The sequence below is a fragment of the Pseudomonas jessenii genome, assembly GCF_002236115.1.
Classification (GTDB): domain Bacteria; phylum Pseudomonadota; class Gammaproteobacteria; order Pseudomonadales; family Pseudomonadaceae; genus Aquipseudomonas; species Aquipseudomonas jessenii.
Map to the genome: position 1 here is coordinate 618,468 of NZ_NIWT01000003.1, position 16,098 is coordinate 634,565.

19 protein-coding genes are annotated in these 16,098 nt (G+C 58.0%); 12 read left to right on the forward strand and 7 right to left on the reverse strand.

Translation table 11 applies throughout. The features are described 5' to 3' along the window. Window positions 1-102: 102 nt before the first annotated feature. From PSJE_RS12030 to PSJE_RS12060, 7 genes are all read left to right on the forward strand, one after another. Window positions 103-672, forward strand: coding sequence for an electron transport complex protein RnfA (locus PSJE_RS12030; RefSeq protein WP_057713444.1), 570 nt, complete (start codon window positions 103-105; stop codon window positions 670-672). Then, window positions 669-1,682, forward strand: a complete 1,014-nt coding sequence (gene rsxB, locus PSJE_RS12035; protein WP_057713443.1) for an electron transport complex subunit RsxB — start codon at window positions 669-671, stop codon at window positions 1,680-1,682. Before PSJE_RS12030 ends, rsxB begins: the two co-directional genes overlap by 4 nt. Then, on the forward strand, window positions 1,669-2,655 hold the full coding sequence (locus PSJE_RS12040; protein WP_057713442.1) for an RnfABCDGE type electron transport complex subunit D: 987 nt from the start codon (window positions 1,669-1,671) through the stop codon (window positions 2,653-2,655). Before rsxB ends, PSJE_RS12040 begins: the two co-directional genes overlap by 14 nt. Continuing rightward, window positions 2,652-3,263 (forward strand): RnfABCDGE type electron transport complex subunit G, encoded by a 612-nt coding sequence (locus tag PSJE_RS12045; protein ID WP_090457532.1) that lies wholly within the window; start codon window positions 2,652-2,654, stop codon window positions 3,261-3,263. Before PSJE_RS12040 ends, PSJE_RS12045 begins: the two co-directional genes overlap by 4 nt. After that, on the forward strand, window positions 3,256-3,840 hold the full coding sequence (locus PSJE_RS12050) for an Rnf-Nqr domain containing protein (RefSeq protein WP_090457534.1): 585 nt from the start codon (window positions 3,256-3,258) through the stop codon (window positions 3,838-3,840). The genes PSJE_RS12045 and PSJE_RS12050 overlap by 8 nt, the downstream gene beginning before the upstream one ends. 25 nt (window positions 3,841-3,865) lie before the next feature. Further along, window positions 3,866-4,504 carry an endonuclease III gene (gene nth, locus PSJE_RS12055; protein ID WP_057713439.1) on the forward strand — a complete coding sequence of 213 codons (639 nt, stop codon included), beginning with the start codon at window positions 3,866-3,868 and terminating at the stop codon, window positions 4,502-4,504. 106 nt (window positions 4,505-4,610) lie between these two features. Then, complete coding sequence (locus tag PSJE_RS12060) at window positions 4,611-4,790, forward strand: PA3496 family putative envelope integrity protein (protein ID WP_090457535.1); 180 nt, start codon at window positions 4,611-4,613, stop codon at window positions 4,788-4,790. Window positions 4,791-4,873: 83 nt separating this feature from the next. Here PSJE_RS12060 and PSJE_RS12065 read toward each other — a convergent pair whose 3' ends face one another. Both PSJE_RS12065 and PSJE_RS30510 read right to left on the reverse strand, forming a co-directional pair. After that, on the reverse strand, window positions 4,874-5,500 hold the full coding sequence (locus PSJE_RS12065; RefSeq protein ID WP_090457537.1) for a response regulator transcription factor: 627 nt from the start codon (window positions 5,498-5,500) through the stop codon (window positions 4,874-4,876). A gap of 274 nt (window positions 5,501-5,774) precedes the next feature. Further along, the gene (locus PSJE_RS30510) at window positions 5,775-5,987 is read right to left on the reverse strand and encodes a hypothetical protein (RefSeq protein ID WP_139212761.1); all 213 of its coding nucleotides are present in this window, start codon (window positions 5,985-5,987) and stop codon (window positions 5,775-5,777) included. Window positions 5,988-6,046: 59 nt separating this feature from the next. Between PSJE_RS30510 and PSJE_RS12070 the strand changes: the two genes are divergently transcribed. Next, a complete protein-coding gene (locus PSJE_RS12070) occupies window positions 6,047-6,745 on the forward strand; it encodes a hypothetical protein (protein WP_090457538.1) in 699 nt (232 codons plus the stop codon). A gap of 150 nt (window positions 6,746-6,895) precedes the next feature. Here the strand turns inward: PSJE_RS12070 and PSJE_RS12075 are convergent, their stop codons facing one another. Both PSJE_RS12075 and PSJE_RS12080 read right to left on the reverse strand, forming a co-directional pair. Next, window positions 6,896-8,113, reverse strand: coding sequence for an argininosuccinate synthase (locus PSJE_RS12075; protein WP_007972320.1), 1,218 nt, complete (start codon window positions 8,111-8,113; stop codon window positions 6,896-6,898). Window positions 8,114-8,242: 129 nt separating this feature from the next. Then, entirely contained in the window at window positions 8,243-9,148 is a 906-nt protein-coding gene (locus PSJE_RS12080) for a flagellar protein MotY (protein ID WP_057713436.1), read from the reverse strand. A 159-nt stretch (window positions 9,149-9,307) separates the two neighbouring features. On the opposite strand from PSJE_RS12080, the gene pyrC reads away from it, so the two are divergent. Both pyrC and rnt read left to right on the forward strand, forming a co-directional pair. Continuing rightward, a complete protein-coding gene (pyrC, locus tag PSJE_RS12085) occupies window positions 9,308-10,354 on the forward strand; it encodes a dihydroorotase (RefSeq protein ID WP_090457540.1) in 1,047 nt (348 codons plus the stop codon). Further along, entirely contained in the window at window positions 10,351-11,028 is a 678-nt protein-coding gene (gene rnt / locus PSJE_RS12090) for a ribonuclease T (RefSeq protein WP_057713434.1), read from the forward strand. Before pyrC ends, rnt begins: the two co-directional genes overlap by 4 nt. A 183-nt stretch (window positions 11,029-11,211) precedes the next feature. Here the strand turns inward: rnt and PSJE_RS12095 are convergent, their stop codons facing one another. Next, on the reverse strand, window positions 11,212-11,814 hold the full coding sequence (locus PSJE_RS12095; RefSeq protein ID WP_057713433.1) for a peroxiredoxin: 603 nt from the start codon (window positions 11,812-11,814) through the stop codon (window positions 11,212-11,214). A 311-nt stretch (window positions 11,815-12,125) separates the two neighbouring features. Between PSJE_RS12095 and PSJE_RS12100 the strand changes: the two genes are divergently transcribed. Together PSJE_RS12100 and bfr are read left to right on the forward strand one after the other, a co-directional pair. Next, window positions 12,126-12,344 carry a bacterioferritin-associated ferredoxin gene (locus PSJE_RS12100; RefSeq protein ID WP_007985869.1) on the forward strand — a complete coding sequence of 73 codons (219 nt, stop codon included), beginning with the start codon at window positions 12,126-12,128 and terminating at the stop codon, window positions 12,342-12,344. A gap of 198 nt (window positions 12,345-12,542) precedes the next feature. Beyond that, window positions 12,543-13,019, forward strand: a complete 477-nt coding sequence (gene bfr / locus PSJE_RS12105) for a bacterioferritin (protein ID WP_057713432.1) — start codon at window positions 12,543-12,545, stop codon at window positions 13,017-13,019. A gap of 199 nt (window positions 13,020-13,218) precedes the next feature. On the opposite strand, the gene grxD is transcribed toward bfr, so the two are convergent. Both grxD and PSJE_RS12115 read right to left on the reverse strand, forming a co-directional pair. Beyond that, on the reverse strand, window positions 13,219-13,560 hold the full coding sequence (gene grxD, locus PSJE_RS12110; protein ID WP_007971318.1) for a Grx4 family monothiol glutaredoxin: 342 nt from the start codon (window positions 13,558-13,560) through the stop codon (window positions 13,219-13,221). 97 nt (window positions 13,561-13,657) lie between these two features. Next, complete coding sequence (locus tag PSJE_RS12115; protein ID WP_090457542.1) at window positions 13,658-15,766, reverse strand: molybdopterin oxidoreductase family protein; 2,109 nt, start codon at window positions 15,764-15,766, stop codon at window positions 13,658-13,660. Window positions 15,767-16,098: the final 332 nt, after the last annotated feature.

Consider the following 16,098-nt stretch of genomic DNA (forward strand, 5'->3'; position numbering starts at 1 on the left):
GCGTGTCCACAGGTTGAACGCAGCGCCCTTGAGTCCATCGCCGGAACGCCGCCCGGACCAAGCTCGCTCCTACAAAAACTACCGTTCTTGTCGGCACGAACAATGACCGAAATCCTGCTTACGCTTATCAGCGCTGCCCTGATCAACAACCTCGTGTTGCAATGGCCATTGGCCGTCGATCCACTGTTGGCCGGTCAGCGTCGTCAGGTACATGCCCTGGGCATTGCGACGACATGCCTGATGCTGGTCGTGAGCATGCTCGGCTACGCGCTCTATCAATGGATGCTGGTGCCACTACAATTGACGCCGCTGCGTCTGTTTGTGTTTCTGCCATTGAGCGTGCTGCTGATCAGCCCGTTGCTGAAGTTGCTGGCGCGGTTGTTTTCGACACTACCATTCGAAGGCCTCTGGCCGTTGCTGCTGGGCAATGCTGGCGTACTCGGCGTGGCCCTGCTCAATGCTCAGGAAGACAAGGGCTTCTTTCACGCCACTGCCTTGAGCCTCGGTGCAGGGTTGGGCTTCTGGCTGGTGTTGAGCCTGTTCACTGATTTGCGTGAACGCACGGCCGACAACGATGTTCCCCTGCCCTTTCGCGGCTTGCCGATCGACCTGATTGGTGCCGGCCTGATCGCAGTGGCTTTTCTCGGATTCAGCGGACTGATCAAAACATGAGTCTGATTCAATGCATCGACGCACTCTTGCCGCAAACCCAATGCGGCAAGTGCGGGCACCCCGGGTGCAAGCCGTATGCCGAAGGCATCGCCAGCGGTGAGCCGATCAACAAGTGCCCTCCCGGAGGCAACGAAACCATCGCGGCCCTGGCTGAACTGCTGAAGGTGCCGGTGCTGGAGTTGGACATCACTCGCGGCTCGGCACCTGCGCAGATCGCCTATATCCGCGAGGCCGAGTGCATTGGTTGCACCAAGTGCATTCAGGCCTGCCCGATCGATGCCATCGTCGGCGCGGCCAAGCTGATGCACACGGTGATCATTGATGAGTGCACCGGTTGCGACCTCTGCGTGGCACCGTGCCCGGTGGACTGCATCGAAATGCGCCCACTGCCGCCGAACACTGTACTGCCTGTTGTCGGGGGCCTGGCCCTCACACCGCAGGCGCGGCAGGCCCGCAACCTCAAGCGCGATCACGCACGGCGCCGCTTCGAACAACGCAATGCCCGCTTGCAGCGTGAGGAGCAACAGAAAATCGCCGAGCGCCAGGCAAGGCAGCGAGCCGCGCAACCTGCCGAGACGACAGCCGACCCGGTGCAGGCGGCCCTCGAGCGCGTCCGCGCACAGAAAACCGCCAATGCCGATGCCGCGCTGAAAAAGGCCAAGATCGAGGTGGCGATGAGTCGGGCGCAGTTGCACAAATCGCTGAAGGCCTTCGGGCATCCGCCGACCTTCGAACAGCAATCGCAGTTGATCGCACTGCAACAACAGTTCGAAGCCGCCGAACAAAACCTGGCGCAACTGGAAAGCGCCGCTCCACCTTCCCCTGCACCGACGGTCGCGGCTGCGTCGTCAAATGATGCCGATCTGAAACGGGCCAAAATCCAGTTGGCCATGCGCCGCGCCGAACTCAAGAAGGCTCAGGCCAACGAAGCACCAGCGGAACAAATCGAAGCCCTGGAACGCGCACTCGGTGAAGCCGAACGCCTGGTGGACGCCCATGCCAGCCCTTGACGCGGTGGATGATCGCCTGCAACAGGCGATGAAACTGGTGCTGTTGGCCACGCTGCCGGGAATCCTGGCGGCGTTCTGGCTGTACGGCTGGGGTGTGTTGATCAATCTGCTTCTGGCGGCCACTGCCGCGTTGGCCGTCGAGGCCGCCGTCGTGCAATGGCGCAAGCAGCCGCCGGGGCCAACTTTGAGTGACGGTAGCGCGCTGGTCAGTGCCACATTGCTGGCTCTGGCACTGCCGCCTTACTGCCCATGGTGGCTGACCCTCAGTGCTGCCGCTTCTGCGATGGTGTTCGGCAAGCACTTGTATGGTGGCGTCGGTTCGAATCCCTTCAACCCGGCGATGCTTGGCTTGGCTCTGGTACTGGTGACCTTTCCCCAACCAATGACCCATTGGCCATTGCCCCATGGCATGGATCTGTTGAGCGGCCTGCAGCACGTGTTTGGCATCGGCCATGTGCCGGATGCGTGGGTGCAGGCCACGGCACTGGACAGTCTGCGGATCAACAAAAGCCTGACCATGGATGAACTGTTTGCCGGCAACCCGGCATTCGGCCACTTTGGTGGCCGGGGGGTGGAATGGGTGAACCTGGCATTTGTGGCGGGTGGAGCGTTTCTCCTGCAACGAAGGGTGATCAGCTGGCATGCACCGGTCGGCATGCTGGCCAGCCTGTTCATCATCAGCCTGTTGTGCTGGAACGGCTCGGGCTCCGACTCCCATGGCTCGCCGTTGTTTCATCTGCTGACCGGCGCGACCATGCTGGGTGCGTTCTTCATCATCACCGAACCGGTGTCCGGCGCCAGAAGCCCTGGCGCGAAACTGTTGTTCGGCGCTGGTGTTGGGCTTCTCACTTATCTGATTCGTACCTGGGGTGGCTACCCGGACGGCATCGCCTTCGCTGTGCTGTTGATGAACCTGTGCGTGCCGGCGCTGGAGCGGTTCGTGGCGGCCAGGCAACAGCCGGAGGCGCCATGAACCGGACATCAAGCATCGCGCTTGTGGTGCTTTTGGCCGCACTGGGCCTTGGCGTGACGTACTTCGTACAACTCGGCAGCGCGCCACGCATTGCAGCCGAACAGCGCCTGATCGACAGCCGTAACCTGCTGGACCTGATCGCGCCGGACAGCTACGACAATCAACCACTCGAACACCCCATAACGATTGAAGCAGCCGCACTGACCAACAGCACCTTGCTGGGTGGTTATATGGCGACCCGGGCCGATCAACCCGTCGCGGTCTTGCTGCGCAGTCAAACCCTTGGCTACGCCGGTGCCATCGACCTGTTGATCGCAGTCGACGCCAATGGCAGGTTGCTGGGCGTCAAAACCCTCAAACAGTCGGAAACACCAGGACTTGGGGCTCGGATCGCCGACTGGCCCAATGCCTGGCTCCAGGTTTTTTCCGGCAAGTCTCGAACAGAACCCGGTGACAGCGGCTGGGCGCTGAAAAAGGATCAGGGACAGTTCGATCAGATCGCAGGCGCAACCATCACCTCAAGAGCGGTGATCAATGCCGTCCACGATGCCTTGCGCTACTTCGATGAACACCGGCAACAACTGCTCGGAATCCCTGCCCATGGATAACTCATCGACTCTGCGCAACGCCTTGATGCTGACGCCACTGATCGGCGTCACCCACTCGCTGATGGCTGCAGTTGGCCTGTGCCTGATGTTCTTGGTGGTGACTCAGTTGTTCGGTCTGGCCATGGGTGCCCTGCGATCTCGACTGGTCCCGGCGACCCGTATGCTGGCCAGCATCCTGTTGGCAGCCACCCTCACCAGTTGCGCGGAACTCATGGCACAAGCCTGGTCGCTGCAATGGCAGCAGCATCTGGGGATTTATGGAGCCTTGATCGCCTTGCAATGCGTTGTACTGGAACACACCGGGGTCTTTCAGAGCGATTGGCGTCAACGCCTGCGACTCAATAGCCTGTTTGCCACGCTGATGATCACGCTGGGCCTGCTGCGCGAACTCATCGGCAACGGAACACTTGGAAACCATCTATCGTGGCTGTTCGGTGCAACGCAAACTGACTGGCATGGCTGGGTGCTGGTGGCTGACGGCGGACTGCGCCTGACCACACTGGTCCCTGGCGGGTTCATCCTGCTCGGACTCCTGATCGCCGCCTGGCAGGCCTGGCGCCCCACGCCCACACATTGATTGCCTTCGAGGAAACGCACTGCCCATGAATGCCGCAAAACGTCTGGAAATTTTCCGCCGACTGCACGAGGACAACCCGGAACCAAAGACCGAACTGGCCTATTCCTCCCCCTTCGAATTACTGATTGCCGTGATTCTCTCGGCGCAGTCCACCGATGTCGGCGTCAACAAGGCCACAGCCAGGCTGTTCCCGGTCGCCAATACCCCGGCAGCGATGCATGCCCTGGGTGTCGAAGGGCTGTCGGAGTACATCAAGACCATCGGGCTGTACAACAGCAAAGCGAAAAACGTGATCGAAACCTGCCGTTTGCTGGTCGAGCGTCACGCCGGCGAGGTCCCACAAACCCGCGAAGAGCTGGAAGCACTGCCCGGCGTCGGCCGCAAGACCGCCAATGTGGTACTCAATACGGCATTCCGTCAGCTGACCATGGCCGTCGACACGCATATTTTCAGGGTCAGCAACCGGACTGGCATTGCTCCCGGCAAGAATGTGGTGGAAGTCGAGAAAAAACTGATGAAGTTCGTGCCCAAGGAGTACCTGCTCGACTCCCATCACTGGCTGATCCTTCATGGTCGCTATGTTTGCCTGGCCCGCAAGCCCCGATGCGGAAGCTGCCGGATCGAGGACTTGTGCGAATACAAGCACAAAACCTCCGACGATTGAGGCGCTATTGGGTTTATTGATTTGTCGATTGAAAAAATCTTTTTTACCCGCCGGGAGAATGTCGATATAAGGGGCGCCAAAGGCCTTCTTAGCCTGGAGCAACTAAATGAGTACTGGCAAAGAGCAATTAGACGTAGAAGAAGATTTCACCACCGCCGAAACCGATGACGCTGAACCGGTGGTTGAAGTAGCGAAAACTAATCTGAGCAAACGCCGCACCATCGACAACCTGCTGGAGGAGCGCCGACTGCAAAAGCAATTGGCCGATTACGATTTTGATTTATGACACCTGAAAGCCTCCCGAAACGGAGGCTTTTTTTTACTAAGTGCCGCACCCCGATAGGCGCCCCTTGTCGCGCAGTTATGCCATCACACCAGACCATTGCGTTGTGCCAGTTCGATCAGATCGACCAGAGACCGCGCATTCAGCTTGAGCAACAGGCGGGTCTTGTAAATACTGACTGTTTTATTGCTGAGAAACATCCCATCGGCAATCTCTTTATTGGTCTTTCCTCGGGCCAACTGCTGCAGGACCATCATTTCCCGCCCCGACAATCGATCGACCATATCGGCCTCACTGGCATTCCCCAAACTGCAACGTACGGTATGCAAGGCTTGATTAGGAAAGTAACTGTAGCCTGACAAAACGGCCTTTATTGCACTGAGCAACTCCGTGAGGTCTTGTTGTTTGCAGACATAACCGGCTGCACCGGATTGCATGCAACGCATCGAAAAATGTCCCGGCGCCTGGGAAGTCAAAATCAGCACTTTCATCGGCATTGAAGTCGAAGATAAACGCGCGATAACTTCCAACCCGTCCAGCTTCGGAATCCCGATATCCAGAATGACAATGTCCGGCATAAGTTCACGGGCTAGTTGCAGTGCGTCCACACCATTATCGGTTTCTGCAATAACTTCGTAGCCATGACGTTCCATTAGCATACGTACCGCAAGACGAATGACGGGGTGATCATCCACGATCAGCACTTTATTCATGGGCAAGTCCAATTTTCGCTGTTCGAATTTTTAGAGCCCGCACAATAGCCTAGTCGTTTCACCCATGGCATGTCGCCCCTCCCGGCCACCCACACCAAGAGACATCCCCTACAAACAACACGGATTCCTCCTACAAAAATCCCTCGAACAGAATGAATTTAAAACTGTATCAGCGTCAGTGTGTCGCACTTTCCAGCAGCCACCCGTGTCGATTTACGACCAGAATTTTTCGAGAGCCAGCTTGATCCGGTCGCGCCCTGATAAACACCAGCCTCTACCTTTCCGCTAAAACGTAACTGATATTTTCGCACTCAACACCCACACCAGAAATATCACACACTTCGCATCCAATTACTCTTACAGCAAATAATATTTTTTGAGCAATCATTAAACCACGCCAAAAATTCAAGAAATCGAAGAGCAATACAACAAACAAATAAAAACCTGTCAAAAACCAGCAGACAATCAAAATCACTACAATAGGCATCACATCGAACCAACTTCATAAACCACTCGAGAACAGACAACCCGGCATGAGTACAGAACATGATAAAAAAACGAATCACCAACCCAATGACAATTATCGCGATATTCGCAGCACTCTCTGAAACTTCGGCAGCCGTCTCGCTACCCTTCCTTGATCAGGAGGAAAGAGAACTCTACGTCTGGTTCCTGATCAGCTTTCCGTTTTATTTACTTTTACTTTTTTTCGCGACACTCAACTTCAACTATAAATCACTTTATGCACCCTCCGATTTTGAAAAGGGAAAGCACTTCATGAAGGCCATGGATGATGTTGGGCGCTCGGAAAAAAAAGCGTCCGCAAAACCGTCTGAAAACCCCACACTGGAAACGTCAGCGAATGGCTGGCGGTCAGCCCGAACGCCCTGTGGTGCACAGGACCCGCCAACCAGGATTGGTCTGCAAACCACTGTCTCTGTTCAGCATCACCTTCAGTTACCGGAACCGGTAAAGGACCTGTACGTCGTTGATGTACGCTGGATGAGCGAAGAGGTCGAGTTTGGAGCGCTGCTGGAAAAAATCCAGAGGCCACGGGAAAAGACGGCGTACGTGATTCTGTTTGTCACTTGTGCCGTTTCGGAGAAATTACTGAAAGCCAGTGCGCTTGGACATACAAAGCAGGCCAGCAAGCGCGGTGCCGCCTTTTATGTGACCTACAATCCGGACTCGCACAGGTTGTCGGTCATCGATCTCGCCGGGCAACCGGCGAACAGCAACCTGTAGTACAGGTCAGGCCATCGAGAAGGAGAAAAACAGGAAATCATCAACGGAAACGAAAACACCCGACAACGCAGTAACTGGCATCACACCCCGTTTTCAGGTACCTGACCTCGTCGAGGACGAGGTCAGGTACCCATCACGATGTCAAAGGTCTCAGAACAGCTTCCGGCCTTTGTTCGCCGCAATGCGCATGCGCAGGGCGTTGAGCTTGATGAAGCCCGCGGCATCCGCCTGGTTGTACGCGCCGCCATCTTCTTCGAAGGTAGCGATGTTGGCGTCGAACAGCGAGTCGTCGGACTTGCGGCCAGTGACGATCACATTGCCCTTGTACAGTTTCAGGCGCACAACGCCGTTCACGTTGACCTGGGACGCATCGATCATCTGTTGCAGCATCAGACGCTCAGGGCTCCACCAGTAGCCGGTATAGATCAGGCTGGCGTACTTGGGCATCAGCTCGTCCTTGAGGTGAGCCACTTCGCGGTCCAGGGTGATCGATTCGATCGCACGGTGGGCGCGCAGCATGATGGTGCCGCCAGGGGTTTCGTAGCAGCCACGGGACTTCATGCCCACGTAGCGGTTCTCGACGATGTCGAGACGGCCGATACCGTGCTCACCACCGATACGGTTCAGGGTCGCCAGCACGGTGGCCGGAGTCATTTCGACGCCGTCCAGCGCGACGATGTCGCCGTTGCGGTAGGTCAGTTCCAGGTACTGCGGCTTGTCTGGAGCGTTTTCCGGGGAAACGGTCCAGCGCCACATGTCTTCTTCGTGCTCGGTCCAGGTGTCTTCCAGCACGCCGCCTTCATAGGAGATGTGCAGCAGGTTGGCATCCATGGAGTACGGGGACTTCTTCTTGCCGTGGCGCTCGATCGGAATCGCGTGCTTCGCGGCGTAATCCATCAGCTTTTCACGGGACAGCAGGTCCCACTCGCGCCAAGGAGCGATCACTTTCACACCTGGCTTCAAGGCGTACGCACCGAGTTCGAAACGAACCTGGTCGTTACCCTTGCCGGTAGCGCCATGGGAAATGGCGTCTGCACCGGTTTCGTTGGCAATTTCGATCAGGCGCTTGGCGATCAACGGACGAGCGATGGAAGTACCCAGCAGGTACTCGCCTTCGTAAACGGTGTTGGCGCGGAACATCGGGAAAACGAAATCGCGCACGAACTCTTCGCGCAAGTCGTCGATGTAGATCTCTTTGACGCCCATGGCCTGAGCCTTGGCGCGTGCAGGTTCGACCTCTTCGCCCTGACCCAGGTCAGCGGTGAAGGTCACTACTTCACAGTTATAAGTATCCTGCAGCCACTTGAGGATCACCGAAGTGTCCAGGCCGCCGGAATACGCCAGAACGACCTTGTTTACGTCCGCCATGCCATCACTCCACGGGGTTCTACGGAAAGCCGGGAAGTCTACCGCTCATGCAGAATAATTTACAGTGGCGCGACAGCTTATGACGACGAAGCGACAGATTATGTCGAGAGCGCGACGATTACAGCCGGGTCAGGAAGTGGCCGAAGTGGCCGCTTTCGTCGCCTGCGGGGCGACTTGTTCCGCGGGTGCTCCGCGCTCCAGGCGCACCGCTACTCGACGGTTCTTCGCGCGGTTGGTGTTGTTGGTGTTCGGCGCCACCGGATAACGCTCGCCATGGAAACGCAGAGTGATTTGCGATTCCTGGATGCCGTTGGCCTTGAAGAACTCCATCACTGCCAGGGCTCGGCGCCGCGACAGGTCGCGGTTGGTCAGGCGATTGCCGCTGTTGTCGGAGTGACCGTCGAGCTCGATGTGATTGACCGTCGGATCGGCCTTCATGTACTCCAGCATTACCTGCAGTTTGGCTTTTGCGGCGCTGTCGAGTTCGATTCCGCCGCCGGGGAAGCCGATTTCCGATTGCTTCACCTGTTCGAAATTCTGTGGCAACAGTTTCGCCACGCAACCCTGGTAGTCGGCAAACGCCTTGGTGAACCTGACCGGCAACAAGCGTACTTCCGACACCCGCCCATCCCCCGAGGAATGTCGAACGACCGGGCTGCGACCGTCCATCAGGCCACTGATCAGACGCCCGGCCTGAACCTGTGAGCTATTGAACAATACGTTGCCACTGCCGATTCTCACCGTGCCCAGGTTGATATCGTCACGGCCCGGCTGCCACGGCGCGGCAGCGGCCAGCAAGGTGGCCGAACCACCGCCGATCATCGGGTTGTAGGCTTTCAGACGGAAAGTCGCCTGCTCGCCGGCACGACGCACGAACTCGCCCGAACCGAAATCGGTAACCGGCTGAGTCAGGCGGCATTCGAACTTGTCGCCTTCGACCGTCCACTCAATGTTCTCCAGACGTGTCTGGAAAGTGAGCGCCATCGCCGGAAGGCTGGCAAACACACTGAGCAAGGCTAAATAACGCTGGCGCACGGGAGGCTCCACTGGCTTCTACAACAAAAAGACCGACACACACATGTTTACGGCATACCTGTTGGATATCGGAAGCTTCCTGCAAAACTTGATAGCGAGTGCCTGCAAGAGTCTTTTCCGGTAGCATTCCCTTGAGTTTGACCCGCCTGGAATCCCCTCATGTCCGACCGCCTGACCCTGCTGCGTCCCGACGACTGGCATATTCATCTTCGCGATGGTGCCGTGCTGACCAATACCGTCGCGGATGTCGCGCGCACCTTTGGCCGCGCCATCATCATGCCCAACCTGGTTCCACCGGTACGCAATGCGGCCGAAGCCGACGGCTATCGGCAGCGGATTCTCGCTGCCCGCCCGGCCGGCAGCCTGTTCGAGCCACTGATGGTCCTGTACCTGACCGACCGCACCCAGCCTGAAGAAATTCGCGAGGCCAAGGCCAGCGGATTCATTCACGCCGCCAAGCTGTACCCGGCTGGCGCGACCACCAACTCGGATTCTGGCGTCACCAGCATCGACAAAATCTTCCCTGCACTCGAGGCCATGGCCGAAGTCGGGATGCCGTTGTTGGTCCACGGTGAAGTCACCCGGGGCGATGTCGACGTGTTCGACCGAGAAAAAATCTTCATCGACGAGCACATGCGTCGTGTGGTCGAGCGTTTCCCGACCCTCAAAGTGGTCTTCGAACACATCACCACCGCGGACGCCGTGCAGTTCGTCAACTCGGCTTCGGCCAACGTGGGCGCGACCATTACCGCGCATCACCTGTTGTACAACCGCAACCACATGCTGGTGGGCGGGATTCGGCCGCACTTCTATTGCCTGCCGATCCTCAAGCGCAATACCCACCAGGAAGCCCTGCTCGACGCGGCCACCAGCGGCAGCGACAAGTTCTTCCTCGGCACCGACTCGGCCCCCCACGCCCAGCATGCCAAGGAAGCGGCCTGCGGCTGCGCCGGTTGCTACACCGCCTATGCGGCGATCGAGATGTACGCCGAAGCCTTCGAACAGCGCAATGCGCTGGACAAGCTCGAGGCCTTCGCCAGCCTCAACGGTCCTCGGTTCTATGGTCTGCCGGCCAACACCGATCGCATCACCCTGGTCCGCGAAGAGTGGACCGCCCCGACCAGCCTGCCATTTGGCGAGCTGACCGTTATCCCGCTGCGCGCCGGTGAAAAACTGCGCTGGCGCCTGCTGGAGGAACACGCGTGAGTGAAGACCATTTCGACGACGAACTGGAAGGCAATGGCGGCGGAGGCGGCCCTCGTCATCCAATGGCGGCAAGGTTTCGTGGTTACCTGCCGGTTGTCGTCGACGTAGAGACCGGTGGCTTCAACTCGGCCACCGATGCCCTGCTGGAGATCGCCGCGACCACCATCGCCATGGATGAAAAGGGTTTTGTTTACCCGGATCACACCTACTTTTTCCGTGTCGAGCCGTTCGAAGGCGCGAACATCGAAGCGGCAGCCCTGGAATTCACCGGGATCAAGCTCGATCACCCGCTGCGCATGGCGGTGAGTGAAGAGTCTGCCCTGAACGATATCTTCCGCGGCGTGCGCAAGGCCCTCAAGGCCAACGGTTGCAAACGGGCGATCCTGGTCGGGCATAACAGCAGTTTCGACCTGGGCTTCCTGAATGCGGCAGTTGCGCGGCTGGACATGAAGCGCAATCCGTTCCATCCGTTCTCCAGCTTCGATACCGCAACGCTTGCCGGTCTCGCTTACGGCCAGACCGTGTTGGCCAAGGCGTGCCAGGCAGCGGACATCGACTTCGACGGTCGCGAGGCTCACTCGGCTCGCTACGATACCGAGAAGACGGCAGAGCTGTTCTGCGGCATCGTCAATCGCTGGAAGCAGATGGGTGGTTGGGAAGACTTCGGCGACTGATGGTGACTGCTGCTTGCTCTTTGTAGGAGCCGAGCTTGCTCGCGATGGACGTCAACGATAACGCGGGGAGCCTGGTTCCCCCGCGGTGTTCATGATTCCATCGCGAGCAAGCTCGCTCCTACAGGGACTTCAGCACATAAAAAAACCGGCCTCGAAGGCCGGTTTTTTTATACCTGGAACGCCTTACAGAGCGGCAGCGTGCTCGGTCAGGTAAGCAGCAACGCCTTCTGGCGAAGCGTTCATGCCTTTGTCGCCTTTTTTCCAGTTGGCAGGGCAGACTTCGCCGTGCTCTTCGTGGAATTGCAGAGCGTCGACCAGACGGATCAGCTCTTCCATGTTACGGCCCAGCGGCAGGTCGTTGACGATCTGCGAGCGGACAACGCCTTTGTCGTCGATCAGGAACGCGCCACGGAAAGCCACGCCATCAGCGGACTGAACGTCGTAGGCCTTCATGATGTCCTGCTTGATGTCGGCAGCCATGGTGTAGCGAACCTGGCCGATACCGCCATTGTTCACTGGAGTGTTGCGCCATGCGTTGTGGGTGAAGTGCGAGTCGATCGAAACAGCGATCACTTCAACGTTGCGTGCCTTGAAGTCAGACATGCGGTTGTCCAGAGCGATCAGCTCGGACGGGCAAACGAAGGTGAAGTCCAGTGGATAGAAGAACACCAGGCCGTATTTGCCTTTGATCGCCGAGGACAGGGTGAAGCTGTCAACGATCTCGCCATTGCCGAGTACGGCCGGTACGGTGAAGTCAGGGGCTTGTTTGCCTACGAGTACGCTCATTGGATATCTCCTGGTGTAATAGCGTGAGAAACAGGGTTCGCATCAGCCTGCCACCCTGAGGCGACAGCCCTGTGACACGATCCCCGGTCGCAAAAGACCGGCCATCATACACCGCGTGTTTGAGCTGGCTTAGCTGTTTTTTCCCCGTACGATGAAATCCCCGCCGGTTTTGGATCACCGATTTGCCAGGCAGACCGTTCGTCAGCCATACCCGTTTATGACGAAAAGTGCTCTGAAACCACTTTGACAATCATTCTCGTTAACATTAAGATCCATCGCAATTGAGTCACAATCAGCGACGGTCCTTCCCTATGTATGTTTGCCTCTGCACTGGCGTCACCGACGGTCAAATCCGCGATGCGATCTATGAAGGATGCTGCAGCTACAAGGAAGTCCGTGTGGCCACCGGCGTTGCGAGCCAGTGCGGCAAATGTGCCTGCCTCGCCAAGGAAGTGGTCCGAGAGACCCTGACCAAACTGCAAACGGCCCAGGCTGCAATTCCTTATCCAGCAGAATTTACCGCAGCTTAAACATCGAATTTCAAAGAACCGGACATATGTCCGGTTTTTTTATGCCTCAAAATCAACTAGTTATGCTCTAGACGCGGAACACAAACATTCTTATTCCGATTAATTTTCATTTAAGTTTCAATAACTTAGGTTTGACACTATTAAGTACGAGGCTCAAACTCTGCTCTATTGACAGCTAATACAGGGCAGGACCCCATCATGAAAGGCGACGTTACAGTCATCCAGCATCTCAACAAGATCCTCGCCAATGAGCTGGTCGCGATCAATCAATACTTCCTGCATGCGCGCATGTATGAAGATTGGGGCCTGAACAAGCTCGGCAAGCACGAGTACCACGAATCCATCGACGAGATGAAGCACGCGGACAAGCTGATCAAGCGCATCCTGTTCCTTGAAGGCCTGCCGAATGTCCAGGACCTGGGCAAGCTGCACATCGGCGAGCACACCAAGGAAATGCTTGAGTGTGACCTGCGTATCGAGAAAACCGGCCATGCCGATCTCAAAGTGGCTATCGCGCATTGCGAAAAGGTTGGCGACTTCGGTAGCCGTGAACTGCTTGAAGACATCCTCGAGTCCGAAGAAGAACATATCGACTGGCTGGAAACCCAACTGGGCCTGATCGATAAAGTGGGCCTTGAGAACTATCTGCAATCGCAGATGGGCGAAGACGAGTAAGTTCTACGCCATTAATCTCGATGCAATAAAAAGCCCCGCTCTCTTTGAAGAGGCGGGGCTTTTTTGTGCCTGCCGTTGTAGGAGCGAGCTTGCTCCGGGCGGCGTTCCGACGATGGTCGTTAACGATAACGCTGGGAGCCTGACACCCAGCGGCGTTCTTTAGTCCATCGCGAGCGAGCTCGCTCCTACAGGAAGCGAATCAGGCTTCGGTCTTTGGAGCAGCAGCCTTGGCGGCGGCGTCCTTGATCAGGCTCTGCAGCGAACCGTCAGCAGCCATTTCAGTCATGATGTCGCTACCGCCGACCAGCTCACCGGCAACCCACAGCTGTGGGAAGGTTGGCCAGTTGGCGTATTTTGGCAGGTTGGCGCGGATTTCCGGGTTCTGCAGGATGTCCACGTACGCAAACTTTTCGCCACACGCCATCACGGCCTGCGCGGCTTTCGCGGAGAAGCCGCACTGCGGGGCATTCGGCGAGCCTTTCATGTAAAGCAGAATGGTGTTGTTGGCAATCTGCTCTTTAATCGTTTCGATGATATCCATGGAGCACCTCGGCTGAACTTTCCGACTCATGGGTCGGCACGGTGGCGCATTGTAACGGAAAGCCGAGCGCCCTGCTCGGTCTCTCCGTCTGACTGATTCACGCCGCCACCACGATCACCGGCACACCATTGAGCGCGGCATTTCCCGACAGTTCGTCAATCTGGCGTTCGTCGGTCAGGTCGTTGGCGCTGGAGCCCGGTTGACTGCTGGCAATCGACATTTGCACGCCCGGCCGCGCGTGCCCCCAGCCGTGAGGCAGGCTGACCACGCCTTTCATCATGTCCAGACTGCCAAGCACTTCGACTTCGATCACACCCACCCGCGAACTGACCCGAACGCGCTGTCCGTCGCTGAGCCCGCGACAGGCCAGATCGTCCGGATGCATCAGCAACTGGTGACGCGGCTTGCCCTTTACCAACCGATGATAGTTATGCATCCATGAATTGTTGCTGCGTACATGCCGGCGGCCAATCATCAACAACTCGTCGGCGGCCGGCGCCTTCAAGGCTGCAAAGCGCGCCAGGTCAGCGAGAATCGCCGCAGGCGCGGCCTGGATGCGTTGATTGGCAGTCTTCAGGCGTGGCGTCAGGTTAGGCTTGAGCGCGCCCAGATCGACGCCATGGGGATGATCGAACAAAGTCGCCAGCGACAGCTTGTGCTCTGAATTGTCGCCGTACATTCCCATGCGCAAGCCGAGATCGATCATTTGCGCTGGGGCGATGGTGGGCTTCAGTTCTTTGCCGGTCCTGACGGCAAATGCCTTGGCCAGGCCGACGAAAATCTCCCAGTCGTGCAATGCACCCTGGGGTTTGGCGAGGATGGCGCGGTTGAAACGGCTGACGTTGCGCACCGCGAACAGGTTGAACGTGGTGTCGTAATGGTCGTTTTCCAGCGCCGATGTGGACGGCAGGATCAGGTCGGCGTAACGCGTGGTTTCATTGATGTACAGGTCGATACTGACCATGAACTCCAGCCCGTCCAGCGCCTGTTCGAGTTGTCGGCCATTGGGTGTGGACAACACCGGATTGCCCGCCACGGTGATCAGCGCGCGGACTTGCCCTTCCCCTTCAGTGAGCATCTCTTCGGCCAGCGCCGAGACAGGTAGTTCTCCGGCGTACTCCGGGCGCCCGGAAACCCGGCTCTGCCACAGATTGAAATGCCCGCCCGAGGTCGACGCCACCAGATCCACTGCTGGCTCGGTACACAAGGCACCACCCACGCGATCGAGATTGCCGGTGACCAGGTTGATCAACTGCACCACCCAATGGCACAGAGTACCGAAGGCCTGGGTCGAGACGCCCATGCGGCCATAGCAGACTGCACTCGGTGCCGCGGCGAAGTCCCGCGCCAACTGGCGGATCTGTTCGGCCGGTACGGCGCACAACGGACTCATGGCCTCGGCAGTGAACGGTGCGACGGCCTCCCGTACGTCCTCCAGGCCGTCCACCGGCAGATGACTGTCGCGGGTCAGACCTTCAGCGAACAAGGTATTGAGCAGGCCGAACAACAGCGCTGCATCACCGCCCGGGCGTACGAACAGATGCTGGTCGGCAATCGCCGCCGTTTCACTACGGCGCGGATCGACCACCACCACCTTGCCACCCCGGGCCTGTATCGCCTTCAAGCGTTTCTCCACATCCGGCACGGTCATGATGCTGCCGTTCGAAGCCAGTGGATTGCCGCCCAGGATCAGCATGAAATCGGTGTGGTCGATGTCCGGGATCGGCAGCAGCAGACCGTGGCCGTACATCAAATGACTGGTCAGGTGATGGGGCAATTGATCGACCGACGTAGCGGAAAACCGGTTGCGGGTTTTCAACAGGCCGAGGAAGTAATTGCTGTGGGTCATCAACCCGTAATTGTGCACGCTCGGGTTGCCCTGATAGACCGCCACCGCGTTTTGCCCGTGATGCGCCTGAATGGCAGCGAGGCGTTCGGCGACCAGATTGAATGCCGCTTCCCACTCGATGGGCTGCCATTCATTGCCCACCCGCTGCATCGGCTGATGCAGGCGATCCGGATCGTTCTGAATGTCTTGCAACGCCACGGCCTTGGGGCAGATGTGCCCACGACTGAACGTATCCTGGGGGTCGCCCTTGATCGAAGTGATCTGGACGTTACCGCCTTCGCCCCTGGTGGTTTCGATAGTCAGGCCACAGATGGCTTCGCACAAATGGCAAGCACGGTGATGGAGAGTCTTGGTCATGGCCAGTCTCTGTCTTGTTATGGGCGGGCAACGTAGGCCGCGGAAACAAAACTATGGCGCCAGAGCCGCCGACACGCCAGCGACGTTCGTCTTGTGAATCGAGGGTTATCAGGCCAGCCGATGGCCGTCCGAGTTCAGTTCGAAGGCAGCCTGGGCGGCGCCTGCAACTGAAATTCCTGAAGGGTTTCAATCGGTCCGTGGGGTCCATGCGCGCCGGTCTGCTCGCCGATCGGGCGCCAGTGCTCATCAAGCCCGGCGCTGATGAATGACAAGTCAAAAACCGACTGTCAGCGCACCATTGCCGCCTCGCCTGATTGCCAAGCCCCGAGGGG